We start from the raw sequence: 25210 nt of genomic DNA on the forward strand, positions 1-25210 counted from the left end.
CGAAATCCTTGCCGCGCATCATGTTCCAATCGTAATGTGGCGCAGGGCACGATATGCCCGAAATGCCGAATGAGGGCCGCCGATTCGGCGACCCCCATGGGGTGACTGGCCGCCCGATCCCCGGGCTACTCGATCAGGCCGCTGCGGCGACCAATTGACGACGAGCCAGCAGTGCGGTCGCCGAGGCGATCAGTCCGACCAGCGCGACCACGGTGACCAGGTACAGGCCGGGCCGGTACTGCGCGATGCTGGTCGCCGCGCCACCACTGATCAGTCCGGTGACCACGGCCAGCACGACCGCCCCGCCGATCTGCCCGGAGGTCTGCACCAGCCCCGAGGCCAGTCCCTGCTCGTGGTCGGCGATGCCCTCGGTGGCCTGCACCATGACCGAGGAGAATCCGAGCGCGAAGCCGAGACCGAGCAACAGGAATGCGGGCAGGTAGGCGACGACGTAGTTGGGATCGGCGCTGCCGCCGAAGGAGATGAACCAGACGTACCCGATCACGAATGAGGTCATCGAGGCGATGATCATCGGGGTGGTGCCGTAGCGGTCGATCAGCTTGCCTGCGACCGGCGACAGGATCGCCACGATGACGCCCGTGGGGGCCAGGGCCAGCGCCATCTTCAGCGGCTCCCAGCCCAGGGTGTTCTGCAGGTACAGCGACACGATCGTCTGGAAGCTGATGTAGGAGCCGAAGATGGCCAGTGCGGCCAGGTTGGCCCGCACGATCGACTTCACCTTGAAGATGCTCAGCCGCACCAGCGGGTGCGCGACCTTGTTCTCCACCACGAAGAACGCGCTGAGCAGGGCGATGGCGAGTACCGCGGTCGCGACAACGCTTGCGGTGAGGCCCTTTTCGGGTGCGGTGACGATGGTGTAGACGGCGGCCAGCATGCCACCGGTCAGCAGTGCGGCACCGGCGAAGTCGATGCGGCCCTGCTCCTTCTCGATATTGCGCGGCACCACGAAGTAGGCGGTGACCACCACGGCCGCGACGACCAGCACCGGGACATAGAAGGTCAGTCGCCAGTCGATACCGGTGAGCAGACCCGAAACGATCAGGCCCGAGGCGTATCCGGTCGCGCCGAAGACGGTGAAGATCGACAGCGCGCGGTTGCGGTCGTGACCTTCCTTGAAGGTGGTGGTGATGATCGACAGTGCGGCCGGTGCGGTGAACGCGGCGGCGACGCCCTTGATGATGCGGCTGGCGATCAGCAGCGCACCGTCATCGACCAGACCGCCCGCGAGCGAGGCGATTCCGAAAACCACCAGGGCGGTGAGGAATACCTGGCGACGGCCGAGCAGATCGGCAGCTCGTCCGCCCAGCAGCAGCAGACCGCCGTAGCCGAGGATGTAGCCGTTGACGATCCACTGCAGGCTCTCGGTATTGAGCCCCAGTTCGGATCCGATGGACGGGAGGGCGACGCCGACCATCGATACGTCGAGTGCATCGAGGAACATCGCCAGACCGGCGACGAACAGCACGGCCCACAACTTCGGCCCCCAACGGCCGGGGGCGTGCTCGGTAGATGCGGCGGTCAGGGTCTCGGGTGCGGTAGCTGTCAGAGTCACGTCGGTAAATTTAGATGTGTGCGCATTAAATGTCAACGCAAGTAATGCGCGTACATAATTATCTGGTCACGATCTTGCTCGGGGAACAGCAGCAGGCCCCGCCCAGTCGGTACTGGGCGGGGCCTGTTTCCGTGGCGAAGGCGGCCACGGATGCCGTGGCATCGACCTACTTGGCCGGCACGAACGGCTGGTTGACCGTGGTGAAGTACTGGATCACCGCACCGATCGCGACCGGCGCGGTCACGAAGATCTGACCGGCCAGGGTGCCGAGCGCGCCGATGGCGACAATGCCGCCGATGCAGCCGATGGCGGCGGCCGGAATGAACGCACCGAACAGACCGACGATGGTGGCCGAGGCAACCGTGGCTCCGGCGATGCCGCCGAGCACGCAGCCGGCCGCTCCGCCGATCAGGCCGCCGACCAGTGTGCCGACCGTGGCGGCCGCCGAGATCGTGCTGGTCAGTCGGGTCCAGGCCGCGACCTCACGGTCGTATTCGGTCTTCCATGGCGCCTTGTCCTCGTACGGCAGCGCGACCGGCTTGTAGGTCGCGTGCTCGCGATCGATCTGCGGCGTCAACGTCGCGGTGCGATCGGCAATCTGTGCGGCGATCGGGAATTCGAAGTCATCGATCCGGAACTTCAGCGGCGTGCCCGCGAGCACGGAGCCGTCGGCTGCCTTGATCTTGAAGACATCGTCCTCGACTACCAGCGAACCGGCATCGGTCTTGATGATCGACGAATCGTTGACTGCTTCGGCGGTGAAATTGATTGCGCCGCTATCGCTCTCGGGCACTTCCGGGGCCGCGCCCGAGGTGCCCGCGGCCACCCCGGTCGCCATGGTCACCAGCGCCGCGACGACGGCGAGCTTCCTCATCCTCATTACTGCGTTCCCTCATCTCGATGTTGCTATCGAGGGAAGTTTCGACGAGAACTCAATCGAGCACGAGGTAAAAAAGCAGGCAGATTCCAAAGGGCAAACCGGGAGCGACCTCAGGACTTCTTGGCGGCGGCCTTCATCTGCTTCTTGAAGGCCCGCACTTCCAACAGTGATTCGCCGTCGACGATATCGGCGGCCGAGCGACGTGAACCCTGCTCGGAATAGGCACCCGCCGCCGTGTCCCAGCCCTTCGGTTGCACACCGAGCTGTTTGCCGAGCAGTGCGAGGAAGATCCTGGCCTTCTGGTCGCCGTAGCCGGGCAGCTCCTTCAATCGGCGCAGCACCTCTTTGCCGTCGGGATCGCCCTGCGTCCAGATGCGTTCGGTCTTGCCGTCGTAATGCTCGACCACGTACCGAGCGAGTTCCTGGGTGCGGCGCGCCATGGACCTGCCGTAGCGGTGGATGGCGGGCGGAGTCGCGCACAGTTCCTCGAACGCCTCGGTGTCGGCGTCGGCGATCCGCTGAATATCGAAGCCGTCCATCCGGTCGGCGATCTTCTTCGGCCCGCGAAAGGCATGTTCGAGCGGGAACTGCTGATCGAGCAACATGCCCGTCAACAATGCGAAGGAATCCTCGGAAAGCAGCTTGTCCGCCTCCGGTTCCTGGGCCAGACACAGCTTGACAGTCGCGGACTTTCCTTTTGCCACGGAACTTCCTTTCGCTGTGGTGCCGGACCAACCGATCATCTCATTTGGTGTCGCCACGTGGTCCGGCCCACCCGGATCGGTGATCTGCCCGAATCGTGACTCACCTCACATACCTGCCATGCGCGGCGCCCGGCCCCCAAGTAGGCTCGGCGCCATGCCTCAGACGACGGCAATACCTAGGGACGGAATCGGGCCCATGGATATACAGGGGTTACGCCCGGATCGCTTCGACAGCGCGGGCCAGGATCAATTGGTCGACGTGCGCGATCTGCAGGCGGCGCTGCCGGGCATCCGGCGTCTGCGCACCTGGGCTCACGAAGCCCTGGCACTGCAGCCCGGTGAGAGTGCGGTCGACATCGGATCGGGCACCGGCACGGAGGTCATGGCCTTCGCGGACGCGGTCGGCCCGACCGGCACCACGTTCGGCGTCGAACCCGATCCACATCTGCTCGCCTCCGCCGAACGCCGTGCCCAACAGGCCGGTTCGACGGCCAAGTTCCACACCGGCGACGCCTACGGGCTGCCCTTCGGCGCGGGTACCTTCGACGCCGCGCTCTGCGAGCGGGTGTTCCAGCATCTGACCGCGCCGAATCGCGCCGCCAATGAGATCGCGCGGGTGCTGAAGCCGGGCGGTCGCGTGGTGGTGATGGACAGCGACTGGGGCACGGCGATCGTGCATCCTGGCGACCGCGAGGTGGTTCGCGGGGTCATCGACACATTGGTTTCGGCGACCACCAATCCGTTCGCCGGCCGCCGCCTGTCCGGATTGCTGACCAAGGCCGGCCTGGTGATCGACGAGGTCGGCTCGCACGCGCTGGTGCAGGACCGCACGGTGGGCGCCGGCTCACTCGTCAACCGGATCTCGGCTATGGCGGTGGCGCGCGGATCCATCACCGAGGCGCAGCGCGATCAGCTGATCGCCGATCTGCAGCAGGGCGCCGACAGCGGTGACATCCACCTGTCGGTGACCATGTTCGCCGTTCTCGCCCACAAACCGCGCTGAATCGAAAACACAACGGGCGCGTACCGATTCGGTACGCGCCCGTTGTGTTTGTTCCGACTACTTGGCGAGCAACTTCTCGGTGGCCGCGAGCAATACGCAGGTGGCCAGCCCGTCCATCGCCTTCTCCAATTCCGGCAGCTGCGGGAAGCTCGGAGCGATGCGAATGTTCTTGTCCTCCGGATCATTCCGGTACGGGAAGGCCGAACCGGCCGCGGTCAGCGCGATTCCGGCATCCTTGGCCAGCGCGATCACGCGGGCCGCGGTGCCCTCCACGACATCGAGGCTGATGAAATAGCCGCCCTTCGGCTCGGTCCAGGACGCGACCTTGGACGCACCGAGCCGATCCTCCAGAATCCGCAGCACCAGCGCGAATTTCGGCTCCAGGATGGCGCGATGCTTCTGCATATGCGCGCGCACGCCGTCGGCATCGGTGAAGAAACGCAGGTGGCGCAGCTGGTTGATTTTGTCCGGGCCGATACTCTTCTTCGACGCGTGCCCGAGGTACCAGTTCAGGTTCGGCGTGGACGCACCGAGGAAACTGACACCCGCACCAGCGAAGGTGATCTTCGAGGTGGAGGCGAAGACGATGGGCCGGTTGGGGTTTCCGGCCGCAGCGGCCATGCCGAGCACATCGAGGACGGGTGCGGCGGCATCGGTCAGCGGGTGCACCGCGTAGGCGTTGTCCCAGAACAACCGGAAGTCCGCCGCCGCGGTGGGCATCGAAACCAGTTCCCGGACAATATCTTCGGAGAAGATGACGCCGGTTGGGTTGGAGTAGTTCGGCACCGCCCACAGACCCTTGATCTGCGGATCGTTCGCGACCAGTGCGGCGATGGCGTGCACGTCCGGACCGGCGTGACCGATCGGGATCGGGATCATCTCGAAGCCGAGCGCCTCGGTGATGGAGAAGTGCCGGTCGTAACCGGGACTGGGGCACAGGAACTTCAGCTTCGGCTCGGCGACCCAGCGTCGCTCGGAATCCGGGGTGCCGTACAGCAGCGCGTAGGTGATCACGTCGTGCATCAGCTCGAGGCTGGCGTTATTGCCGGCGATCAGGTTCTCGACCGGAATGCCGAGCAGCTCACCGAAGATCGCGCGCAGTTCCGGGAGTCCGTGCAGCCCACCGTAGTTGCGGCAGTCGGTGCCGGTGCCGTCCCGGTAATCACCCAGGCCGGGCAGCGACAGCAGTTCGGTGGACAGGTCGAGTTGTTCCGGTGAAGGTTTTCCCCGCGTCAGGTCCAGCGTGAGCTTTTCGGTCTTGAGCGTCGCGTAATTCGCGGTCTGGGTCTCGTGTTCGGACACGAGCTCCACTTGGCTCATCAAACCGATCTGCGTTTGCCGGGGCATCCTGGGCAGCCTTTCGAAGCAGCTAAGGGGTGAGGTGACGTCCGAGCCGATGTGCTGCGGTCGGACCATTGATCCGTCCGAGCGCGCTCGACGTCCGGCGGACCGTGTCCACGTTACCCCGACAGTTGCTCCGAATTGGAGTGAATATAGGGGACCCCGCGCACCCGGCAGAGCCCGTTGACCCTTGCTGCCTTCCGGCCCTGGGGGAGTTCACAGGATGCGCGCCGCGCGGGATCCGTTGGCTAGTGTAGCGGGCGGATCTGAGATGGCTCCCCACCGGGTGTACCGAAGCGAGACTTTCCACCCCTGACCAGCCCCATTTGGTGGCCAACCGGGTGCACCCGCTATGCTGCTCCACGGAGGATTCGCCTAGTGGCCTATGGCGCTCGCCTGGAACGCGGGTTGGGTTAACGCCCTCAGGGGTTCAAATCCCCTATCCTCCGCCACAAAAGGGCAGGTCAGGGACTGTTTTGCAGTCTCTGACCTGCCCTTTGTCTATATCAGTGGTCAACATCAGTGCATCTAAGAGGATGCCAGGAAGTCGGCGGACCGTGTTCTGACCGCTATTCGGCTGGTGTGGGGCCACGGTGCCGCCGCTCGACGCAACGGCTTCGGTGCTCCCTGACGACCCACCGGCCCAGTGCGCGTTCGGGATTCGGTGCGGCATGCTCTATCGGGTCAAGGGGCAATCCACTTCCAGGGCCGCTGTCCCCGCTGTCCACGCAAGCAGGCGAGCCGGTAGTCCGCCTGTTCCCGAGCATGGGCGCTGACCGCGGCGTGCCGCAGCGCGAACAGGCACAGCTCGAACGAGCGGACATCACGGATCACTGTGTAGCCCTCCCAGGTGGTGACGTCGGCCCCATAGGCGTGGCGGAATGCATCCCACCGTGAAGGTGGGTCCGACAAGCGGAGCAAGTCCCGGAAGGTGAAGATCCGCTCATGGACAAACTGCTGGTGCTCGTGAACGGGCTGCCACGGTATTGGTCGACACCACCCAACCGGTTGACTGCGTTGAACTGGCCGAACGAATCGAGCTGGCAGCCGACTCACATGCCATGTGGTGACAGTTGGAACCTGTCGTCGGTGCCAACTGCCCGGCCAACCCAGAACCAGTACAAAGCTCGACCGACCTGTCCGGTGACAACTGCGGGTCGTCATCACATCTGGACAGCGCAGAAGCACTCCATGCCCCGACGCCCGATGTCCGAATCCGCATCACCACGGCGGTATGTGCGCAGCGGGATGAGATCCGAACTAGCCCACTGATCCTGTCGCACAGTCGAATACCTCGTTCAACGCATCGCGCAAGAGGTCGGTGTAGGTGTCGATGTCCGGGACTGCAGCGGTGTCGGCATGGACCGAGACGGTGACCGTGTCGCCGAGGCCGTGGACGCCGTGGGTCAGGTGCATTACCGAGCCGATCGCGGGGAAACCGCCGGTGAAACGGACGGGGGCGTTGCCGAAGGTGAGGTCGGCGGGGCCGCGGTGCACGCTCGAGACCACGGTGTGGCCGGCGATCGAGTCGGGGACGATGTCGATCGGGAAGCGGTCGATGTCGCGGCGTAGTAGCGGGGCGGGGGTGACGGCGGTGACGCGGTCCTGGGCGGCCAGCAGTGGATGACGTGCGCGGGTGCGGCGATCGGTCAGTGCCGCGGCGATCTTGTCCGCGCGGACCAGTGGATCCGGTTCATCGATGAACAGGTCGACGCCGAGACTGCGATAGTTGTTGCGGGCCGCTATCCGATTGTCGGACAACGCCATCGGGACTTGCGCGCCGAGGCGGTCCACCGGTTCACCCCGCGCGGCCAGGTAGCGTTCGAGTGCGATCGAGACGGCGGTCAGCACGACAACGGTCACGGTGCGGTCCGGAATCCGCACCCGTTCGGCGGCGCAGACGATCATCCGCACCTGATGAGCGGCGACCGCAGGCCGGTCTGCCAGGTCACCATCGAGCGCGCTCGACCGGTTGATCAGGCTCGGGGTGAATCCGGGTCCCGGCTCCGGAAGCTTTCCTGTAGTGGTGAGTTCGGCCAATTCGCGCTGTGCTCGCCACGCCTGGTACCCGCGCACCACCGTCCGCACAAACTGCAGCGGCATCCTGAGCAGCGCCAGCGCCGAATCCACAGGTATGCGATCCACAGGTGCCGATTCGATTGCCGCAGTGCCGATTCGTCGAGCGAGGCAGCCGGCGTGCGCATCTGCCGCCCCAGCAAACGGATCTGCCGCGGCTTCGGTCCCGGTAGCCAGCTCGGGCCCGGTGAACAACGCCCTGGCGATCTGCGCGGCGCGCCGCCCGTCGGCCAGCGCATGTGACATCTGCAGCACGACCACCGTCGCGGGTCCTGCCGCGCCTCGTCGACCAGGCGCGGGCGCGCCGTCGATCCCGCGGAACACGTGCAACCGCCACGGCCGCACGGCCGCGTCGACTCCGGTGCCGAGCAGTTTGCCGACGACCGTGCACACACCTCGCCAATGTGGTTCCGGAAGGACGTGCTCCACAAATTGCTCGTCGCGGAAATCGCAGGGTACCCACGACGGATAATCCAGATCTCCCGGCAACTCGCGCAGCCGGACGGACAGATCGGCAATGCGTGCACTGCGGCGCGCGACGAACTCGCGCAGTTCCGCGCTGGGACGCCCGGAATCATCGAAGCAATAGAGCATGAACAGGTCATTGGGGGTACGGCTCGACAGCCAGTACATCGTCGCGTCCTGGGCGGCCACCGTACTCACGGCTCGACGATATGGCACCTGTTACCGGAACGACCGGGGCACCCCAGGAAACTGAATGATCTTGTTCCACATTGCGTTCCCAGAAACCTATCGATTCCGGACCGAACCCCTGCTACCGTCTGTAGTAGAAGATGTACCACCACTCACCCAGGGGCGGGGTGCTGGCCATGGCTATTGACGTAGGTCGCAAGATCGGCGAGCAAGCCGATTCCTTCGACGAGCGATATCAGGCTGCGAAGTTCATCAAACGGTCGATCAACAAGGTCTTCCCGACCCATTGGTCGTTCCTGCTCGGCGAGATCGCGCTGTACGCGTTCATCATCCTGCTGTTGTCCGGTGTGTACCTGACCCTGTTCTTCGATCCGTCGATGAACGAGGTCGTCTACAGCGGGGCATATCAGCCGTTGCGCGGCGTCAGCATGTCCCGCGCCTATGAGACCGCGCTGAACATCTCCTTCGAAGTGCGCGGTGGTCTGTTCGTGCGCCAAGTGCACCACTGGGCCGCACTCCTCTTCGCGGCCTCGATCATCGTGCACCTGTTCCGTATCTTCTTCACCGGCGCGTTCCGCAAGCCGCGCGAGGCGAACTGGGTGCTCGGCTCGCTACTGCTGATCCTGGCGATGTTCGAGGGGTACTTCGGCTATTCGCTGCCGGACGACCTGCTCTCGGGCACCGGGCTGCGGGCGGCGTTCTCGTCCATCACCCTCGGCATCCCGGTCATCGGCACCTGGATGCACTGGCTGATGTTCGGCAGCGACTATCCGGGCGACATCATCATCCCGCGCCTGTTCATCGCGCATGTGCTGTTGGTCCCCGGCATCATGCTCGCGCTGATCGCCGCACATATCGCGCTGGTCTGGTATCAGAAGCACACCCAGTTCCCCGGTCCCGGCCGCACCGAACGCAATGTGATCGGCACCCGCATCGTGCCGGTGTTCTCCCTGGATCAGGGCGCGTTCTTTGCGTTCACGCTCGGTGTCGTCGCGATTCTCGGCGGGCTGCTGCAGATCAACCCGATCTGGGCCTTCGGCCCCTATAACCCGGCCGTGGTATCGGCAGGCACCCAGCCGGACTTCTACATGATGTGGACCGACGGCATGATGCGCCTGATTCCGCCCTGGGAGCTGTATCTGGGCCGATATACCGTGCCCGCTCCGGTCTGGGGTGCGCTGATCATGGGCCTGGTGTTCACGATGCTGATCACCTACCCGTGGATCGAACGTAGGCTGACCAAGGACACCGTGCCTCACAATCTGCTGCAGCGCCCGCGTGACGTACCGGTTCGCACCGCGATCGGCGCGATGGCCATCGCGTTCTATGTGGTGCTGACGCTGTCCGGCGTGAACGACATCATCGCCTACAAATTCGATGTCTCACTGAACGCGACGACCTGGGTAGGCCGCATCGGCATCCTGACCCTGCCGCCGCTGGCCTACTTCGTGGCCTACCGCATCTGCCTCGGCCTGCAGCGCAGTGATCGCGCGGTGCTGGAACACGGCATCGAGACCGGCATCATCAAGCGGCTGCCGCACGGCGAGTACATCGAGATCCATCAGCCACTTGGCCCGGTCGACGAGCACGGCCATCCGATTCCCCTGGCATACCAGGGCGCGACAGTCCCGAAGAAGATGAACCAGCTCGGTTCGGCGGGCAAGCCGGGCACCGGCGGGTTCTTCCGCCCCGATCCGCGGCAGGAGTCCAAGCGCAACCTGGCGACCGAGCACGTAGAAGAGCACAAGCAGCTGGCGGTGCTGCGCGCCGCACAGGAGCAGACCGACGGCCACGGCGGCAACGGGCAGGCGCACTGAGCAGCCACGGAAAAGGCTGGGCACACGCGAAGGCCCCGAGTCCGTGCCGACCCGGGGCCCGTGCTGCTCGGCTCAGACGCGACCGTTGTTCAGGCGCGTCCGAACTCCCCCTGCGTTACTCCGGTTAGGAATGCGTCCCACACACCTGGCGTGAACGCCAGCAACGGACCATGGCCGTTGTCTTTGGTATCGCGGACCGCCACATTGCCGTCGACGAGAAATGCGACTTCCACACAGTTCCCGTCGGGGCCACTGTATGTGCTCTTACGCCACACAGCGCCCGTCAAGTCAACCTCCACGGCACTAGCTCCTTTGCTGCGTCGAGAACGAGATTTCTTCTGACATCGTTCTAACTAGCACCGGGATCCGGCGCGGAACGCCGAATCCCGCGGTGCGCCTTGCCAAAGCGCGCGACTTTCACGGTGCGTCGTGATCGCACTGCACTTCGAGGTGAATACACACCTCACGGGGTCGCCCCCGCGCGGTAAAGACTAGCAGGTTCAACGCGCATTTGCCGATCTCTTGCCCATTCAATCATCGCATTTGCCAATCTTGCGAAGATAGGGAGTTGCGGAGACATTGCCGGTAGATGACATTCATTTCTATGTTTGCTGGGCAGCTAACTCTTGCACGATGTGATTGCTCCGTGATCCGTCGAATAATCAACATCGATCTGATCGGGTGGACGCCATCGGCTCCGGCCGTGGATGATGGGCACCATGGTCGAACGTTCGCGCGACGAGGCAGGTCGCGCCCGCAATCCACGTCCGCGCGACCGGTTCGGGCGGCCGCTGCCGGTCGGTAGCGAGGGCGTTCCGCGAATTCCGGATGACCTGAATCTGCCACCCCAGCAAACTCTCTCCTTCGCTCAGCAACTGCTGGATGACGGCCTGGCCTTCAACGCACACGAGGTTTTGGAGGCCGCATGGAAGAACGGACCATTTGCCGAAAGGATGCTGTGGCAGGGGCTCGCGCAATATGCGGTCGGGCTGACCCACATCCAGCGCGAGAATCCGAAGGGCGCGCGCACGCTGCTCACCCGTGCGGTGACCCGGCTGCGCGCCTACGCGAAAGATTCGGGGGCCGGGCACACCGACCCGGATCCGAGCACTGATGCGCCCTATGACATCGACCGCGCCGGTCTGATCGCACACGCCGAAACCCTGCTGATCGCACTGGATACCGGGACGCCGATCCCCGAAGACCGGCTCAAGCCGCGGCTACGGATCGCGTGACACCTACCATGGCGAATGTGTCCGCAACCAGCAGAACGCACCGAACCCGCAGCGGTGCGCGCGTGGAGCCGACCGGTGTCTGACGGTATGGGCGCGGGCAGATACGCGCCGAGCCCGTCCGGCGATCTGCACCTGGGCAATCTCCGAACAGCCGTGCTTGCCTGGCTTTTCGCGCGGTCGACCGGACGACGATTCCTGATCCGCATCGATGATCTGGACCGGGTGCGGCCGGGCGCCGAACAGCGCCAACTGGCCGATCTCGCCGCGATCGGACTGGACTGGGACGGACACGTCGTCCGGCAGAGCGACCGGCTACCCCGCTACCAGGCGGCCATCGATGAACTCACCGCCGCCGGGCGCACCTACGAGTGTTATTGCACCCGAAGGGAAATTCAGCAGGCGGCGACCGCACCGCACGGACCGCTCGGCCACTACCCCGGCACCTGCCGCAACCTGACCGATGCTCAGCGGGCCGCGCATCGCGGCGACGAACGTCCGGCGGCGTTGCGCCTGCGGGTCACCACTGGCGAATTCGACATCGTCGACGAGTTGCACGGGCATTACCGCGGACCGGTCGACGATGTCGTACTGCGCCGCGGCGACGGGATTCCGGCGTACAACCTCGCGGTCGTGGTCGACGATGCGGAACAGGGCATCGACCAGGTCGTGCGCGGTGACGATCTATTGCCGTCGACCCCGCGCCAGGCCTATCTCGCAACCCTGCTCGGCCTCCCGGTTCCGCAGTACGCGCATGTGCCACTGGTGCTGAACGCGGCGGGAAAGCGGCTGGCGAAGCGAGACGGTGCGGTGACACTCGCCGATCAGCTCGCCCTGGGCAACACACCAGATCGGGTGGCGGCCGCGCTCGCTTGTTCACTGGGCTTTCCCCCACTGTCCCCGGCCGAGCTACTGGATGGATTCGACCCGGCCAATATGCCCGAGGAACCGTGGATACTCGACGGGAATGGGTTGTTGCAACCCGCGCGATGTCCGTAACGTACGCAATCGACCGATCTACTGATCACTGACGAGGACGCATATATGACAAGCGGTGGGTACGACCCCAACCAGAATCCGCAAGGCGGGCAGCCGTATGGGCAGCAGTACCCGCAGGGCGGCCAGCAGTACCCGCAGGGCGGGCAGCAGTATCCACAGGGCGGGCAGCAGTATCCACAGGGCGGGCAGCAGTATCCACAGGGCGGGCAACCGCAGTACGGCCAGCAGCCGCCGCAGTACGGACAGCAGCCGCAGTACGGCCAGCAGCCATACGGTCAGCCGCAGGATCCCTACGGCCAGCAGCAGCCCTACCCCCAGCAGCCCTACGGCGGGCAGCCGGAATACGGCTACGGCGGGCAGCCCGGTGATATCGGAACCCGGATCGGTGCCCGCGTCATCGATCATCTGATCGTCGGCATTCCGGTCTACATCATCATCTTCTTCATCGTGGGCTCCGGACTCGGCGGGCAGATCGTGACCGGCCTGGTCAGCTCCATCGCGCTGCTCGGCTACTTCGTCGGTATGGAGACCTCACAGGGCACCACCCTCGGCAAGAAGATGCTGGGTCTGAAGGTTGTGGCGCCCGGTGGCGCGGCGAAGATCAGCCCGGAGACCTCGATCAAGCGCAACCTCTACGTTGCCCTCGGCATCATTCCGTGCATCGGTGGTCTGGCCGAGCTCGGCCTGATCATCTACATGATCATCACCACCTCGCAGGACCCGAACAAGCAGGGCTGGCACGACAAGTTCGCCGGCGGCACCCAGGTCCTCAAGGGCTGACCCAGGTCGCGGACCCTACACACAGATCAGGGGCGCTCCCGAATACGGGAGCGCCCCTGATGTTTTCGGTACAGTGGCTAGGACGCCGAGAGCGCGATGTTGAGGATCAGGTAGACGATGCCGAGCACGATGCCACCGGCACCGACCCAGATACCGGCCAGCGCCAGACCGCGGCCCTCCTGCCCACGCTCCTTGATCTGATTCAGCGCGATGACACCGAGCACGATCCCGACGATCGAACCGATGCAGGTGCACAGCCCGACCAACGAGGCGACCAGCGAACCGATCGCGAGCCCGTTGGTGCCCTGCGCCTGTTGCGGATATCCGTACGGCTGGTACGCATTCGGGTAAGCCGGGGTCTGCGGGTACGGCTGCTGCGCACCGGCGACCGGTTGCTGCGGGTAGCTCGGGTACTGCGGCTGCGACTGTGGCGGCGGCGTCGGCTGCGGGCCGGACTGCTGCGGGTACTGCGGAGCCGAGGGGTATTGCGGAACCGATCCGGGCGGCTGTGCGGTCGGATATTGCGGTACCGACCCTGGGGCGCCAGCCTCCGGCGACACACCTTCGCCGCCGTACTGCTTCCACCACTCGTCGGAATCGCCGGGATTCGTCATTGCTACAGCCTATTCCACAACCTGGTTGGATGAAGCGCGTGAGTGAGTCCAATACAGTTGAAGAACACCCAGCATCTGGGGGCCCCGCGGCGGCCCACGCGGCATTCGCCGTGGCATCGCGGGGCTATTACACGCCGGTCGTCGCCTTGTTCACCGCGACGTTGATCATCTCGAATATCTGCGCTACCAAAGGCGTCCAGTACTTCACCGATCATTCGGTCAAGCTCGGACCGGTGGAGATCCTGCCGATCACCACCGACGGCGCCTGGTTCCTGTTCCCCCTCGCCTACATCATCGGCGACGTGCTCAGTGAGGTGTACGGCTTCAAGGCCGCCCGCCGAGCCATCTACTACGGTTTCGCCATCCTGCTGGTCACCGTGGTGTGCTTCAAGATCGCCATCGAACTGCCCGCCGCGACCTTCTACGACAATCAGGAAGCCTTCCGCTCCGTCATCGGCACCACCCCGCAGCTGGTCGCCGCCGGACTGGCCGGGTACTTCGTCGGCGAAATGCTCAATTCGGCGACGCTGGTGCTGATCAAGGAGCGGACCAAGGAGAAGCACCTGTGGGCCCGGCTCATCGGCTCAACGGTCGTCGGCGAATTCGGTGACACGCTGATCTTCTGCTCGATCGCGGCCACCGCCATCGGCATCGATAGCTGGGGACAGTTCGTGAACTACGTGATCGTCGGATTCCTCTGGAAGACGCTCGCCGAGGTCATCGTGCTGCCGATCACCTACCGGGTGATCGCCTTCCTGAAGAAGCACGAGCCCAGCTACGCGCCCCGCGAAGTGCCCGCGCTGCAGGCGTGAAAGTTGTTGTCCGCATCCGGATCCCGCTCTTACGGGGTCCGGATGCGCCCTTTCCACCTACCTAGTGTCTCGGCCTTGTACTCGTCGAAGTAGCCGCCCTCGATGCTGTCGCGAATCCGGTCGACGAGCCGAATCGTGTAGCGCTCGTTGTGGATTGTGCACAGCGTCGCGGCGAGCATCTCCTTGGCCTTGAACAGATGGTGGATGTAGGCACGGGTGTAATTGGCGCAGGTGTAGCAGTCGCAGGTGTCGTCGATCGGGGTGAAGTCGCGGCGGAATCTGGCGGTATTGATATTGAATCGGCCTTCGGCGACATAGATCGCCGCATTGCGCGCGACCCGGGACGGGTTCACGCAGTCGAAGGTATCCGCGCCATTCTCCACCGCGGTGAAGATGTCCTCCGGCTCGCTGATGCCGAGCATATGCCGGGGCTTGTCCTCGGGCAGTTCATCGCAGCACCAGCCGACAATGGTGCCGAGGTTGTGCTTCTCCAGCGCACCGCCGATGCCGTAGCCGTCGAAACTCGTTCCGGCACTGCCCCGGATCGATTCCAGCTCCCGGCAGGCCTTGCGGCGCAGGTCTTCGTATTGCGCGCCCTGGATCACGGCGAACAGCGCCTGATACGGGCGATGGGTGCGCGCGGCGGTCATCCGTTCGTGCTCATCGATGCAGCGCTGTGCCCATTCATGCGTGCGCTGCAGCGACTTCTCCTGGTAGCCACGGGTATTGAGCAGCGTGGTCAGCTCGTCGAAGGCGAACATGATGTCCGCGCCGAGCCGATGCTGGATGCCCATCGAAACCTCCGGCGTGAACCGGTGTTTCGAGCCGTCGAGGTGCGAGCGGAAGGTGACGCCGTCGTCGTCGACGGTGGCCAAGCGCTCCTTGCCCGCGGCGATCACATCATCGCTGCGGACCTCGACCGCCTCCATCGCCAGCACCTTCTTGAATCCGACGCCGAGCGACATCACCTGGAAGCCGCCGCTGTCGGTGAAGGTCGGACCCGGCCAGTTCATGAACTTGCTCAGGCCACCCGCCTCGTCCACGATGTCGGAGCCCGGCTGCAAGTAGAGGTGGTAGGCATTGGCCAGCAGTGCCTGCGCGCCGAGTTCCCGCATGGTCTCGGGCAGCACCGCCTTCACGGTCGCCTTGGTGCCGACGGGGATGAACGCGGGGGTCGCGATATCGCCGTGCGGTGTGCTGATCACGCCTGATCGACCATGCCGCCCGGCCAGGCGGGTACGGACTTCGAACGAGAAGGATGCGGGATCAGACACTGGAATATCCTCCCAGGGCGCGGATACTTGCTGACCTGGGCCCTACTGGCAGCGGATTGGCCTGTGCGCCCATTCCTGTCGTGATCCCGCGGATTCCGGTCAGAAATGGGCGCTGCGGCCAATCCATGGCCCAACCGAATGTCAGGCGTCCGCGGCCGCCGCTGCGAACTGCGCGTTGTACAGGCGGTAGTACGCACCGCGCTCTTCCAATAACCGCTCGTGCGACCCGTGCTCGACGATGCGTCCGGCCTCCATCACCACGATCAGATCGGCATCGCGAATTGTGGAGAGCCGGTGCGCGATGACGAAGCTGGTGCGATCCCGGCGCAGGGCCGCGGTCGCGTGCTGGACCAGCAGCTCGGTGCGGGTATCGACCGAGCTGGTCGCCTCGTCAAGCACCAGGATGGACGGCTTCGCCAGGAAGGCCCGGGCGATGGTGATGAGCTGCTTCTCACCCGCGCTGACGCCGGAACCCTCTTCATCGATAACCGTGTCGTACCCGTCGGGCAGCGCGTGTACGAAGCGGTCGACGTAGGCGGCGCGGGCGGCGGCGAGGATATCCGCCGCGCTGGCATTCGGACTGCCATAGGCGATGTTCTCCCGGATGGTGCCCTTGAACAGCCAGGTGTCCTGCAGCACCATGCCGATCCTGGAGCGCAGGTGGTCACGGGTGATCTCGGTGATGTCGACGCCGTCGATGGTGATGGTGCCCGCGTCGAGTTCGTAGAACCGCAGCAGCAGATTCACCAGTGTGGTCTTGCCCGCACCGGTCGGACCGACGATGGCGACCACATGACCCGGCTCGGCGACCAGCGACAGCCGCTCGATGACCGGATTCTCCGGCTCGTAGCGGAACGAGACGGCCTCGAATTCGACCCGGCCGCGATCGACCGGACGGACGTTCTCCATGACCGGATCCGCCGACTGTTCCTCGGCATCGAGGATCTCGAAGATCCGCTCGGCCGAGGCGACACCGGATTGCAGCAGATTGGCCATCGCGCCGATCTGGGTGAGCGGCTGGCTGAACTGCCGGGAGTACTGGATGAAGGCCTGTACCTCGCCGAGCGACAGATTGCCGGTCGCCACCCGCAGCCCGCCGACCAGCGCCACCAGCACGAAGTTCACATTCCCGAGGAACATGATCGCGGGCATGATCAGCCCGGAGATGAACTGCGCCTTGAAGCTCGACTCGTAGAGGTCGTTGTTGCGCTTATCGAATTCCTCGCCGACCTCGCGGTTGCGGCCGAATGCGGTGACCACCTCGTGCCCGGTGTAGGCCTCCTCGACCTGGGCGTTCACCATGCCGGTGTACTTCCACTGGTTCACGAAGTGCGGTTTGGAGCGCTTGGCGATCTGTGTGGTGACCACGACGGCGGCGGGCACGGTGAGCAGCGCGATCACCGCGAGCAGCGGCGAGATCCAGAACATCATGACCAGGATGCCGAGCACCGAGAAGATCGACAGGATCAACTGGCTCATGGTCTGCTGCAGGCTCTGCGAGACATTGTCGACGTCATTGGTGACGCGGCTGAGCAGATCACCGCGCGGCGTGGAATCGAAGTAGCGCAACGGAAGTCGATGGATCTTGTCCTCGACATCGCTGCGCAGCCGCTTCACCGTGCGATTGATGACGATATTGAGCAGGAAGGACTGCAACCAGCTGAACACCGCGGCGCCGATATAGAGCAGCAGCACCAGCATCAGCACCCGGCCGACCGCGCCGAAATCGACGCCGACGCCCGGGGTGACATCCATCGCGCCGAGCATATCGGCGAAGGTGGTATTGCCCGAGGCACGCAGGCGCTCGATCGCCTCTTCCTTGCTGATGCCGCTCGGCAACTGCTTGCCGACCACACCGTCGAAAACCACATTGGTGGCCTTGCCGAGGATGTACGGGCCGAGCGTATTCAGCACCACCGATGTGATCGCCAGCGCGACGATCACTCCGACGTAGAACCGCTCCGGCACCAGCCTGCGCAGCAGTCGCTTCAGCGATGGAACGAACGATTTCGCCTTCGCATCCGGCGCACCGGGATTCACCGTGCCTGGCCTCATCGGCTCTCCTCCTGCCGGGCGCGGTGCCCATCCCCGGTCGGATCGGGCGGCGACCCGTTGCGCTTGGCGAGAGCGATTCCCGCGACCTCCTCGGCGCCGAGCTGGGAGGCGACGATCTCCTGGTACTCCGCGCACTCGCGCATCAACTGCTCATGGGTGCCCATGCCAGCCATCACGCCGTCCTCGAGCACCACGATCTGATCGGCATCGCGGATGGTGGTGATCCGTTGCGCCACAATGATCACCGAGGCGTCCCTGGTCTCCGGCCGCAATGCCGCGCGCAGCCGGGCGTCGGTGGCGACGTCCAGCGCGGAGAACGAGTCGTCGAACAGGTAGACCCGCGGCTTCTTCACCAACGCCCGCGCGATGGCCAATCGCTGACGCTGGCCGCCCGAAACAGTGGTACCGCCCTGTGCGACCGGAGTTTCCAAGCCCTGGGGCATATCCCGCACGAAGTCGGCGGCCTGGGCGATCTCCAGACATCGCCACAGGTCCTCGTCGGTGGCATTCGGATTGCCGTAGCGCAGGTTGCTCGCGACGGTGCCGGAGAACAGGTACGCCTTCTGCGGCACCAGCCCGATCTGTTCGCGCAGCAGCTCGAGGTCGATATGGCGCACATCGGTGCCACCGATATAGACCGCGCCGTCGGTCACGTCGATGAGCCGGGGAATCAGATTGAGCAATGTGGTCTTACCCGCGCCGGTGGATCCGACGATGGCCGTGGTAGTGCCCGGCTCGGCCTGGAACCGGATGGCCGAGAGCACCGGCTTTTCCGCACCGGGAAAGGCGAATTCGGCGAATTGCAGATCGACCAGCGCCGGATCACCCTTGAACGGCTGCGGCAGTCGCGGCGGCTGCACCGACGTCTCGGTCTCGAGCACCTCACCGATCCGGTCGGCCGAGACGGCCGCGCGCGGCGCCATCATGGCCAGGAACGAGGCCATCATCACAGCCATCAGGATCTGCATGATGTAGGACAGCATCGCGGTGAGCGAGCCGATCTGCATCACGCCGTCGTTGATCAGATGCCCGCCGAACCAGATCACCGCGACGGTGGTGACATTGCTGATCAGCATCACCAGCGGGAACATCAGCGCCATCAGTCGACCGACCCGCAGCGCGGTATCGGTGAGTTCGGTGTTGGCCACGCCGAAGCGCCAGGTCTCCTGGCGCTCGCGCACGAACGCGCGCACCACCCGGATGCCGGTGATCTGCTCGCGCAGTACCCGGTTGACCTCATCGATCCGATGCTGCATATCGCGGAAGCCCGGCACCATCTTCGCCACGATCGCGCCCATCGAGATGGCCAGTGCGGGCACCGCGATGAGCAGCAGCCAGGACAGTCCGAGATCCTCGCGCAGCGCCATGAAGATGCCGCCGATACACATGATCGGCGCCATCACCAGGACGGTCGCCGACATCACGATGAGCAGCGTTACCTGCTGAATATCGTTGGTATTGCGGGTGATCAGCGAGGGTGCGCCGAACATGCCGACCTCGCGGGCGGAGAAGGTGCCGACCCGATGCAACAGGGCCCCGCGCAGATCCCGGCCCGCGCCCATCGCGGCCTGCGCACCGAGATAGACCGAGCAGGCGGAGGCAATGATCTGGACGCCGGTGACCGCGAGCATCCACAAACCGGTGGTCCAGATGTACCCGATATCGCCCTTGGTGACGCCATTGTCGATCAGGTCGGCGTTCAAGGTCGGCAGGTACAGCATCGCGATGACCGAGATCAGTTGCAGGCCAACGACCCCCGCCAATTGCGCCCGATAGGGGGCCAGATAGGTGCGAAGCAGTCTGATCAGCATGATGAAAAGGAGGCTACCGGGAAACCGTGATGGAAGTCGCGAAGATTCCTGACCAGCACCGATACCCCGGATCCAGGCCGGTCACCGGTCGCGGAAAAACAGCGAACGCGCACGAGTCTTTCGGTGTGCGCGACTCGATTCGAATTACCGCCGCGCCCAAGCACCGGGATCCTCCGTGAGCGCCTCGACGAATCCGGGGAGTCGATTCTGCGCGATGTCATCAATGGATACGTTCTCCAGCACCACGCGAATATTGACCCGCAGCGCGATCCAGACCCGCTGCAACGGTTCGGCCGCGCCCGGGTACCGCACATCCTCCGGACGCTCACCGCGCACCGAGGCCAACGGGCCCTCGATCGCGCGGATCACATCGGCAATGGAGATCGCCGCGGCCGGACGCGCCAGCCAGTAGCCGCCGTCCGGGCCGCGCCTGCTGGTCACCAGATCGGCCCGGCGCAGCTCGGCGAGCACGGTCTCGAGCACCTTGGGCGGGATCCGCTGCGCGGTCGAAATCGCGTCGGCCTTCACCACCGGCGCGACCTGCACGGCGATACCGCCCGGGGCCTGGTTCGGCCGCGGTGCGCGGGCGATTTCCAACAAGGTCCGCACCGCGTAATCGACCCTCGCGGTGATGTGCACGGCGACAACTCCCTGGCGTTAGGTGTGCGAACGAATCTACGCGGTGTGGCAGGCGCTCAGTACACAGGTGGCCGCGTCCAGCAGTGTGCGTTCCACCACCGAATCCTCGACGCCGGGCACGAGCTCGGTGGACAGCAACGCCACCCCGAGAACCTCCAATGCCGCGCTCGCGCGCAGCTTGGCCGCCGCGTCGGCGTCGGGTCCGGCGAGCCATTCGCGCAGCACCCGATTGGAGTCCAGCAGATCCGGGTACCGATCGGCCATCACATTGATGATCGCGACGGTATCGCGCATGCACAGCGCACCGGCGTCGCGGTTGCGGATCATGCCGCGCAGATAGGTACGCAGAATGGCGCGCACCCCCTCCGCATCGTGCGGGACCGCGTCGATATCCTCGATCACCGCGCGCAAGTGGTCGATGATCGGATCGACGATCGCCAGGAGTAAATCGAGCTTCGAGGCATAGTGATAGTAGAGCGATGCCTTTGTGATTCCTACCGCATCTGCGACCTCGCGCAGACTCGTCTGCTCGAACCCCTTGGCGCCGAACAGTTTCACCGCAGCATCGCGAATTGCTATTTTTGTGCCGCCACCTGCGACGACAGTGTCGCTTGCGTCACGAACGGTCATGGATGGTCCTCTCATCACTTCTGCGCCGAGCCAACGTTGCCACCAGAATTGAGGTTGTACCTCCGCTTAGCTCCTAGGTAGTCTACCTACCGCACGGTAGGCAGAAAGCGTCAATTGGAGGCGGGGTACAGCAGGGCAACCCCGCGAGTGCTGTCTACGCGCCACGAACCAGCACGTACCCAGCCATCTCGCTAGGAGAACCCTCGTGTCCGTTTATCTCTATAGATGGGGAAAGTTCGCTTTCCGCAGGAAATGGATAGTGCTTCCGGTCTGGCTTATCCTGTTCCTGCTGCTCGGCGGCCTCGGCGCGCAGCTGAAGGAGCCGATGACCAATGACTTCAGCATGCCGGCGCTGCCGTCCGCCCGTGCCAACGACATCCTCGACAAGCATTTCCCCGGCGCCTCCGACGCCTTCAAGTTCGACGCCGTCACCGGCACCTACGTCATCGCGGCGCCCGAAGGGCAGAAGCTGACCGAACCGGCGAACCGTGCGGCGCTGGAGGCGTTCATCGCCAAGCTCGGCACCCTCGACACCGTCGACCACAGCAAACCGGTGATGAATCCCATTGAGGCCGCGGAGAAGTCGGGCTGCCTGGCCGACCCCGATCCGTCCAAATGCAGTGGCGCGCCGCTGAACGTGCTCAGCAAGACCGATCCGGATGCGGTCGCCTTCTTCAGCGTGCCGTTCACCATCAAGAAGTTCACCGACGTCACCGACGAGCAGCGCGAAGCCGCCTACAACGTCGCCAGCGATGCCCGCAATGCTGGGCTGCAGGTGGAGATGAGCGGCACGATCGCACAGAAGAACGAGGGACCCAGCGGTAAGTCCGAGCAGATCGGCATGGGCATCGCGCTCATCGTCATGATCATCGCGTTCGGCGCGATTGTCGCCGCGTTCGTGCCGATCATCACCGCGATCGTCGGTCTCGGCGCGGCCACCTCGCTGATCTTCCTCGGCACCTCGATCATCGAAGTGCCCAGCTTCACGACCTTCCTCGCGTCCATGATCGGCATCGCCCTGTCGATCGACTACGCGCTGTTCATCGTGTCGCGGTACAAACACGAACTGGCGGTGCAGGATTCGCCGGAAGAGGCGGCCGGTACGGCGCTCGGTACGGCGGGTTCCGCGGTGGTGTTCGCCGGTCTCACCGTCATCATCGCGCTCGGCGGTCTGAGCATCGTCGGCGTGCAGTTCATGACATTCATGGGTCTGGGTGGTGCGATCGCCGCCGGATTCGCGGTGCTCACCGCCATCACGCTGATGCCCGCATTGCTCGGCGCATTCGGCCGGTTCCTGTTCAAGCCGAAGCTGCCGATCGTCGCCCAGCACGATCCCGAGGATGACAAATCGGTCACCAACGGTATGCGCGTCGGTCGCCTGATCGGCAAGGCGCCCGCGGTGACCCTGCTGCTCAGCGTGGTCGTGCTCGGTCTGCTGGCGGCACCGGCCGCGGGTCTGAACCTGGGTCTGCCCGGCGATGACAGCCAGCCGAAGACCTCCACCATCCGTAAGGCCTACGAGCTGCGCACCGAGGGCTTCGGCGAGGGCAGCAACGGTGTGCTGAACGTCGCGGTGGATCTCACCAAGGTGCCGGCCGAGCGCCGCGCGGCCGCGGTCGACGCGCTTCGGACGAAGCTCGCGTCCTACCCGGGCATGGATTATGTGACCGAGCCGAAGTGGAGTGGTGAGGACAAGGCCGGTGCGCTGCTCGACGGCGTGCCGAAGTCGGGTCCGAACAACCAGGCCACCAAGGATCTGGTCAGTGACGCGCGCGATGCCGAAGCGCAGATGCAGACCGAGTTCGGCATGGAATACGGCATCACCGGCACCACGGCGATCTTCGCCGATGTCGACCATGTGCTGCTGAGCAAGATTGTGCCGTACCTGGCGATCGTGGCCGGCGCCGCGTTCCTGTTGCTGATCCTGGTGTTCCGCTCGATCCTGGTACCGCTCACCGCGGCGCTCGGCTTCCTGCTGTCCATGGCGGCGACGTTCGGCGCGACCGTGCTGGTATTCCAGCAGGGCAAGTTCGGGCTGATCGAGGATCCGCATCCGCTGGTCAGCTTCCTGCCGATCATGCTGATCGGCCTGGTGTTCGGCCTGGCCATGGATTACCAGGTATTCCTGGTGACCCGGATGCGCGAGGAATTCGTGAGCGGCAAGTCGCCGAAGGAAGCCATGATCGCCGGTTATCACCACGGCGCCCGGGTCGTCACCTCGGCCGCGATCATCATGATCGCGGTATTCGGCTCCTTCCTGCTGGAAACCGATATCACCGCGAAATCCATGGGCTTCGCGCTGGCGGCGGGTGTGTTGATCGACGCGTTCATCGTCCGGATGATCGTGATCCCGTCGCTGCTGGCACTGATGGGCAAGTGGTCCTGGTGGATTCCGCAGTGGCTGGACCGGATCCTGCCCGATATCGACGTCGAGGGCGCGAAGCTGCGTGAGTTGCAGCAGCGGTCCGCGGAGACGGTACGGGAACCGGTCAGCGTGGGCTGATCGAATCCGATACAGCGGCTCGGCCCCGCACCCGAATTATGGGTGCGGGGTCGAGTGCGTTTTGCGGGGCTGCACGAACTGCGCGGTCAGCCGATGCCCGATGCGGTGCGGCAGCCCGCGCGCCGATCTTCGAGTTGGCTTCGCCCCCACTGGAAATGGGTTCCAGTGGGGGCGTTGTCATTACGGGCTGGGCTGGGGCAGATTGCAGTCCGCGATCTTCGGGTTCACACCCATGTAGTTGAGCGGACCGGCCAGCACCGTCACGGCGATGGTGCCGAAGCCCGCGCAGTTGACCGGACCGCTATCGAAGTAATGCCGCTGGCCCGCGGCGACCACCCCGATCACCAACCAGACCAGTAGCAGCAGTCCTATGAGTCGCGTACCGGCTGGGTTGGCCGGTCTCCGGGTAAGTCGCTCGCGCATCGTCATCGCTTCCTTTCGCACTCGCGTACCGGGCGGATACCCCGATGTGCGGCGTTGACGCATCCCCCGGCGCTATTGGCTGGGCTGCGGCACATTGCAGTCGGCGATCCTCGGGTTCACGCCCATATAGTTCAGCGGACCGGCCAGGACGGTGAGGGCGACCGTGCCGAAGCCGGCGCAGTTGATCGGGCCACTGTCGAAGTAATTGCGTTGTCCGGCCGCGACAACGCCGGTGACCAGCCAGATCACGATCAGCACGGTGCCAAGTTTCATCGAAGGCTCGCTCATATGTCTCCCGCGAATCGCGCTCGCGCGGTTGGTATTGCGACAAATTATCCCATCGCACCGGCCCACATTCAGCTAATCGCTACATACCCGGCCCTGGTCGGGCGCGCCCGACCGCACGGCATGTCGCCGCCCGGCAGAGCACGCCCCGAGCACCGAGGTCGGCCGAGGCCCCGGCGCCCAGTCCCCAGGACCGCGACGGTTACGGACTCGGTTGCGGCACAGTGCAATCCGAGATCTTCGGATTCACGCCCAGATAGTTGAGCGGACCGGCGATCACCGTCACCGCGATCGTGCCGAACCCGGCGCAATTGATCGGACCGCTGTCGAAGTAATGCCGCTGGCCCGCGGCGACCACCCCGATCACCAGCCAGATCAAGACCAGCAGACTGCCGAATCGGAACCCGAGCAGCCAGCCGGGATATGAAAAGCCCCTGACCAGGAATCCGGTCAGGGGCTGTGGCGGTGGCGGAGGGATTTGAACCCTCGGAGGGGGGTTACCCCTCACACGCTTTCGAGGCGTGCTCCTTAGGCCGCTCGGACACGCCACCGCCGACAACCATACCGGACGGGGGGCGGATCGCTAAATCGCCTGTAGGGGCGGTCGGAGGGGTGCCGGGAGGGGAAGGTACGGCTATTGGACGGTGCCTGGGTCCTCAGCGTTGGGCACGGAAGAATTCGTCCAGCAGCGCCGCGCATTCGGCTTCCAGCACGCCACCGCGCACTTCCGGGCGGTGGTTGAGGCGGCGGTCGCGGACCACGTCCCAGAGGGAGCCGACGGCACCGGTTTTCGGTTCCCAGGCACCGAACACCAGGCGACCGACGCGGGCGAGCACCAAGGCACCCGCGCACATGGTGCACGGCTCCAGTGTCACCGCGAGCGTGCAGTCTTCCAGGCGCCAGCCGTCGCCGACGACTTCGGCCGCGCGGCGCAAGGCGAGGATTTCCGCGTGCGCCGTCGGGTCGCCGAGGGCCTCTCTGGCATTGGCCGCGCGGGCGAGTTCGCGTCCGGTGGCATCGAAGACGACGGCACCGACCGGTACGTCGCGATCGCCCGCGGCGGACGCGGCGGCGATCGCGGCACGCACCATATCGGTGTCGGAGA

24 protein-coding genes, 2 tRNA genes and 1 other RNA gene are annotated in these 25210 nt (G+C 64.9%); 8 read left to right on the forward strand and 19 right to left on the reverse strand.

What is annotated here, in order from left to right:
• Positions 1–133 precede the first annotated feature (133 nt).
• From OG874_RS33960 to OG874_RS33970, 3 genes are all read right to left on the reverse strand, one after another.
• On the reverse strand, positions 134–1462 hold the full coding sequence (locus OG874_RS33960; protein WP_442943455.1) for an MFS transporter: 1329 nt from the start codon (positions 1460–1462) through the stop codon (positions 134–136).
• 277 nt (positions 1463–1739) lie between these two features.
• Positions 1740–2453, reverse strand: a complete 714-nt coding sequence (locus OG874_RS33965) for a hypothetical protein (RefSeq protein WP_330251151.1) — start codon at positions 2451–2453, stop codon at positions 1740–1742.
• A gap of 110 nt (positions 2454–2563) precedes the next feature.
• The gene (locus OG874_RS33970) at positions 2564–3157 is read right to left on the reverse strand and encodes an HhH-GPD-type base excision DNA repair protein (RefSeq protein ID WP_330251152.1); all 594 of its coding nucleotides are present in this window, start codon (positions 3155–3157) and stop codon (positions 2564–2566) included.
• 196 nt (positions 3158–3353) lie between these two features.
• On the opposite strand from OG874_RS33970, the gene OG874_RS33975 reads away from it, so the two are divergent.
• Entirely contained in the window at positions 3354–4160 is an 807-nt protein-coding gene (locus OG874_RS33975; RefSeq protein ID WP_330251153.1) for a methyltransferase domain-containing protein, read from the forward strand.
• Between the two features lie 57 nt (positions 4161–4217).
• On the opposite strand, the gene OG874_RS33980 is transcribed toward OG874_RS33975, so the two are convergent.
• Together OG874_RS33980 and ffs are read right to left on the reverse strand one after the other, a co-directional pair.
• A complete protein-coding gene (locus tag OG874_RS33980) occupies positions 4218–5507 on the reverse strand; it encodes an aminotransferase class I/II-fold pyridoxal phosphate-dependent enzyme (RefSeq protein ID WP_330251154.1) in 1290 nt (429 codons plus the stop codon).
• Positions 5508–5652: 145 nt separating this feature from the next.
• An RNA gene (gene ffs, locus OG874_RS33985) (signal recognition particle sRNA small type) lies at positions 5653–5747 on the reverse strand.
• Positions 5748–5865: 118 nt separating this feature from the next.
• Here ffs and OG874_RS33990 point away from each other — a divergent pair.
• Positions 5866–5953 (forward strand) — tRNA-Ser (locus tag OG874_RS33990).
• A gap of 232 nt (positions 5954–6185) precedes the next feature.
• On the opposite strand, the gene OG874_RS33995 is transcribed toward OG874_RS33990, so the two are convergent.
• Both OG874_RS33995 and OG874_RS34000 read right to left on the reverse strand, forming a co-directional pair.
• The gene (locus OG874_RS33995) at positions 6186–6422 is read right to left on the reverse strand and encodes a hypothetical protein (RefSeq protein ID WP_330251155.1); all 237 of its coding nucleotides are present in this window, start codon (positions 6420–6422) and stop codon (positions 6186–6188) included.
• Between the two features lie 339 nt (positions 6423–6761).
• Positions 6762–8240, reverse strand: coding sequence for a WS/DGAT domain-containing protein (locus tag OG874_RS34000; protein ID WP_330251156.1), 1479 nt, complete (start codon positions 8238–8240; stop codon positions 6762–6764).
• A 167-nt stretch (positions 8241–8407) separates the two neighbouring features.
• Between OG874_RS34000 and qcrB the strand changes: the two genes are divergently transcribed.
• Positions 8408–10048, forward strand: a complete 1641-nt coding sequence (qcrB, locus tag OG874_RS34005; RefSeq protein WP_330251157.1) for a cytochrome bc1 complex cytochrome b subunit — start codon at positions 8408–8410, stop codon at positions 10046–10048.
• A gap of 89 nt (positions 10049–10137) precedes the next feature.
• Here qcrB and OG874_RS34010 read toward each other — a convergent pair whose 3' ends face one another.
• On the reverse strand, positions 10138–10347 hold the full coding sequence (locus tag OG874_RS34010; protein WP_330251158.1) for a DUF397 domain-containing protein: 210 nt from the start codon (positions 10345–10347) through the stop codon (positions 10138–10140).
• Between the two features lie 420 nt (positions 10348–10767).
• Here OG874_RS34010 and OG874_RS34015 point away from each other — a divergent pair, with 420 nt between their 5' ends.
• The 3 genes from OG874_RS34015 to OG874_RS34025 all read left to right on the forward strand — a co-directional run bounded on the left by OG874_RS34015 (position 10768) and on the right by OG874_RS34025 (position 13059).
• Positions 10768–11283 (forward strand): DUF309 domain-containing protein, encoded by a 516-nt coding sequence (locus tag OG874_RS34015; protein ID WP_330251159.1) that lies wholly within the window; start codon positions 10768–10770, stop codon positions 11281–11283.
• An 87-nt stretch (positions 11284–11370) separates the two neighbouring features.
• Positions 11371–12279 (forward strand): tRNA glutamyl-Q(34) synthetase GluQRS, encoded by a 909-nt coding sequence (gene gluQRS / locus OG874_RS34020; protein ID WP_330257541.1) that lies wholly within the window; start codon positions 11371–11373, stop codon positions 12277–12279.
• A gap of 45 nt (positions 12280–12324) precedes the next feature.
• The gene (locus tag OG874_RS34025) at positions 12325–13059 is read left to right on the forward strand and encodes an RDD family protein (RefSeq protein WP_330251160.1); all 735 of its coding nucleotides are present in this window, start codon (positions 12325–12327) and stop codon (positions 13057–13059) included.
• A 77-nt stretch (positions 13060–13136) separates the two neighbouring features.
• Here the strand turns inward: OG874_RS34025 and OG874_RS34030 are convergent, their stop codons facing one another.
• A complete protein-coding gene (locus tag OG874_RS34030; protein ID WP_330251161.1) occupies positions 13137–13673 on the reverse strand; it encodes a DUF4190 domain-containing protein in 537 nt (178 codons plus the stop codon).
• Positions 13674–13702: 29 nt separating this feature from the next.
• Between OG874_RS34030 and OG874_RS34035 the strand changes: the two genes are divergently transcribed.
• The gene (locus OG874_RS34035) at positions 13703–14485 is read left to right on the forward strand and encodes a queuosine precursor transporter (RefSeq protein ID WP_330251162.1); all 783 of its coding nucleotides are present in this window, start codon (positions 13703–13705) and stop codon (positions 14483–14485) included.
• 29 nt (positions 14486–14514) lie between these two features.
• Here OG874_RS34035 and tgt read toward each other — a convergent pair whose 3' ends face one another.
• The 5 genes from tgt to OG874_RS34060 form a co-directional block, all read right to left on the reverse strand.
• A complete protein-coding gene (gene tgt / locus OG874_RS34040; RefSeq protein WP_330251163.1) occupies positions 14515–15759 on the reverse strand; it encodes a tRNA guanosine(34) transglycosylase Tgt in 1245 nt (414 codons plus the stop codon).
• 141 nt (positions 15760–15900) lie between these two features.
• The gene (locus tag OG874_RS34045) at positions 15901–17814 is read right to left on the reverse strand and encodes an ABC transporter ATP-binding protein (protein ID WP_330251164.1); all 1914 of its coding nucleotides are present in this window, start codon (positions 17812–17814) and stop codon (positions 15901–15903) included.
• The gene (locus OG874_RS34050; RefSeq protein ID WP_330251165.1) at positions 17811–19625 is read right to left on the reverse strand and encodes an ABC transporter ATP-binding protein; all 1815 of its coding nucleotides are present in this window, start codon (positions 19623–19625) and stop codon (positions 17811–17813) included. The genes OG874_RS34045 and OG874_RS34050 overlap by 4 nt, the downstream gene beginning before the upstream one ends.
• 144 nt (positions 19626–19769) lie before the next feature.
• Entirely contained in the window at positions 19770–20264 is a 495-nt protein-coding gene (locus tag OG874_RS34055) for an RrF2 family transcriptional regulator (protein ID WP_330251166.1), read from the reverse strand.
• Between the two features lie 36 nt (positions 20265–20300).
• Positions 20301–20894, reverse strand: a complete 594-nt coding sequence (locus OG874_RS34060) for a TetR/AcrR family transcriptional regulator (RefSeq protein WP_330251167.1) — start codon at positions 20892–20894, stop codon at positions 20301–20303.
• A 205-nt stretch (positions 20895–21099) separates the two neighbouring features.
• Between OG874_RS34060 and OG874_RS34065 the strand changes: the two genes are divergently transcribed.
• Positions 21100–23397, forward strand: coding sequence for an MMPL family transporter (locus OG874_RS34065; RefSeq protein ID WP_330251168.1), 2298 nt, complete (start codon positions 21100–21102; stop codon positions 23395–23397).
• A gap of 180 nt (positions 23398–23577) precedes the next feature.
• Here the strand turns inward: OG874_RS34065 and OG874_RS34070 are convergent, their stop codons facing one another.
• The 5 genes from OG874_RS34070 to OG874_RS34090 all read right to left on the reverse strand — a co-directional run bounded on the left by OG874_RS34070 (position 23578) and on the right by OG874_RS34090 (position 25196).
• The gene (locus OG874_RS34070; protein WP_330251169.1) at positions 23578–23820 is read right to left on the reverse strand and encodes a hypothetical protein; all 243 of its coding nucleotides are present in this window, start codon (positions 23818–23820) and stop codon (positions 23578–23580) included.
• Positions 23821–23892: 72 nt separating this feature from the next.
• On the reverse strand, positions 23893–24093 hold the full coding sequence (locus OG874_RS34075) for a hypothetical protein (protein ID WP_330251170.1): 201 nt from the start codon (positions 24091–24093) through the stop codon (positions 23893–23895).
• 214 nt (positions 24094–24307) lie between these two features.
• Positions 24308–24484, reverse strand: coding sequence for a hypothetical protein (locus tag OG874_RS34080; protein ID WP_442943163.1), 177 nt, complete (start codon positions 24482–24484; stop codon positions 24308–24310).
• An 81-nt stretch (positions 24485–24565) separates the two neighbouring features.
• Positions 24566–24656, reverse strand: a tRNA-Ser gene (locus OG874_RS34085).
• A gap of 105 nt (positions 24657–24761) precedes the next feature.
• Positions 24762–25196: a nucleoside deaminase gene (locus OG874_RS34090; protein ID WP_330257543.1), complete on the reverse strand. Its 435-nt coding sequence runs from the start codon at positions 25194–25196 to the stop codon at positions 24762–24764.
• Positions 25197–25210: the final 14 nt, after the last annotated feature.

Source organism: Nocardia sp. NBC_00565 (genome assembly GCF_036345915.1).
In the GTDB taxonomy this organism is placed as follows: Bacteria; Actinomycetota; Actinomycetes; order Mycobacteriales; family Mycobacteriaceae; genus Nocardia.

Bases quoted from the DNA above. Each gene is read 5' to 3' on its own strand.
- OG874_RS33960 (WP_442943455.1), bottom strand. From the start codon at position 1,462: ATGTTCCTCGATGCACTCGACGTATCGATGGTCGGCGTCGCCCTCCCG.
- OG874_RS34075 (WP_330251170.1), bottom strand. From the start codon at position 24,093: ATGAAACTTGGCACCGTGCTGATCGTGATCTGGCTGGTCACCGGCGTT.
- OG874_RS34060 (WP_330251167.1), bottom strand. From the start codon at position 20,894: ATGACCGTTCGTGACGCAAGCGACACTGTCGTCGCAGGTGGCGGCACA.
- OG874_RS33980 (WP_330251154.1), bottom strand. From the start codon at position 5,507: ATGCCCCGGCAAACGCAGATCGGTTTGATGAGCCAAGTGGAGCTCGTG.
- OG874_RS34025 (WP_330251160.1), top strand. From the start codon at position 12,325: ATGACAAGCGGTGGGTACGACCCCAACCAGAATCCGCAAGGCGGGCAG.
- qcrB (WP_330251157.1), top strand. From the start codon at position 8,408: ATGGCTATTGACGTAGGTCGCAAGATCGGCGAGCAAGCCGATTCCTTC.
- OG874_RS34090 (WP_330257543.1), bottom strand. From the start codon at position 25,196: ATGGTGCGTGCCGCGATCGCCGCCGCGTCCGCCGCGGGCGATCGCGAC.
- OG874_RS33975 (WP_330251153.1), top strand. From the start codon at position 3,354: ATGGATATACAGGGGTTACGCCCGGATCGCTTCGACAGCGCGGGCCAG.
- gluQRS (WP_330257541.1), top strand. From the start codon at position 11,371: ATGGGCGCGGGCAGATACGCGCCGAGCCCGTCCGGCGATCTGCACCTG.
- OG874_RS34035 (WP_330251162.1), top strand. From the start codon at position 13,703: ATGAAGCGCGTGAGTGAGTCCAATACAGTTGAAGAACACCCAGCATCT.
- OG874_RS33965 (WP_330251151.1), bottom strand. From the start codon at position 2,453: ATGAGGATGAGGAAGCTCGCCGTCGTCGCGGCGCTGGTGACCATGGCG.
- OG874_RS34030 (WP_330251161.1), bottom strand. From the start codon at position 13,673: ATGACGAATCCCGGCGATTCCGACGAGTGGTGGAAGCAGTACGGCGGC.
- OG874_RS34070 (WP_330251169.1), bottom strand. From the start codon at position 23,820: ATGCGCGAGCGACTTACCCGGAGACCGGCCAACCCAGCCGGTACGCGA.
- OG874_RS34045 (WP_330251164.1), bottom strand. From the start codon at position 17,814: ATGAGGCCAGGCACGGTGAATCCCGGTGCGCCGGATGCGAAGGCGAAA.
- OG874_RS34015 (WP_330251159.1), top strand. From the start codon at position 10,768: ATGGTCGAACGTTCGCGCGACGAGGCAGGTCGCGCCCGCAATCCACGT.
- OG874_RS34050 (WP_330251165.1), bottom strand. From the start codon at position 19,625: ATGCTGATCAGACTGCTTCGCACCTATCTGGCCCCCTATCGGGCGCAA.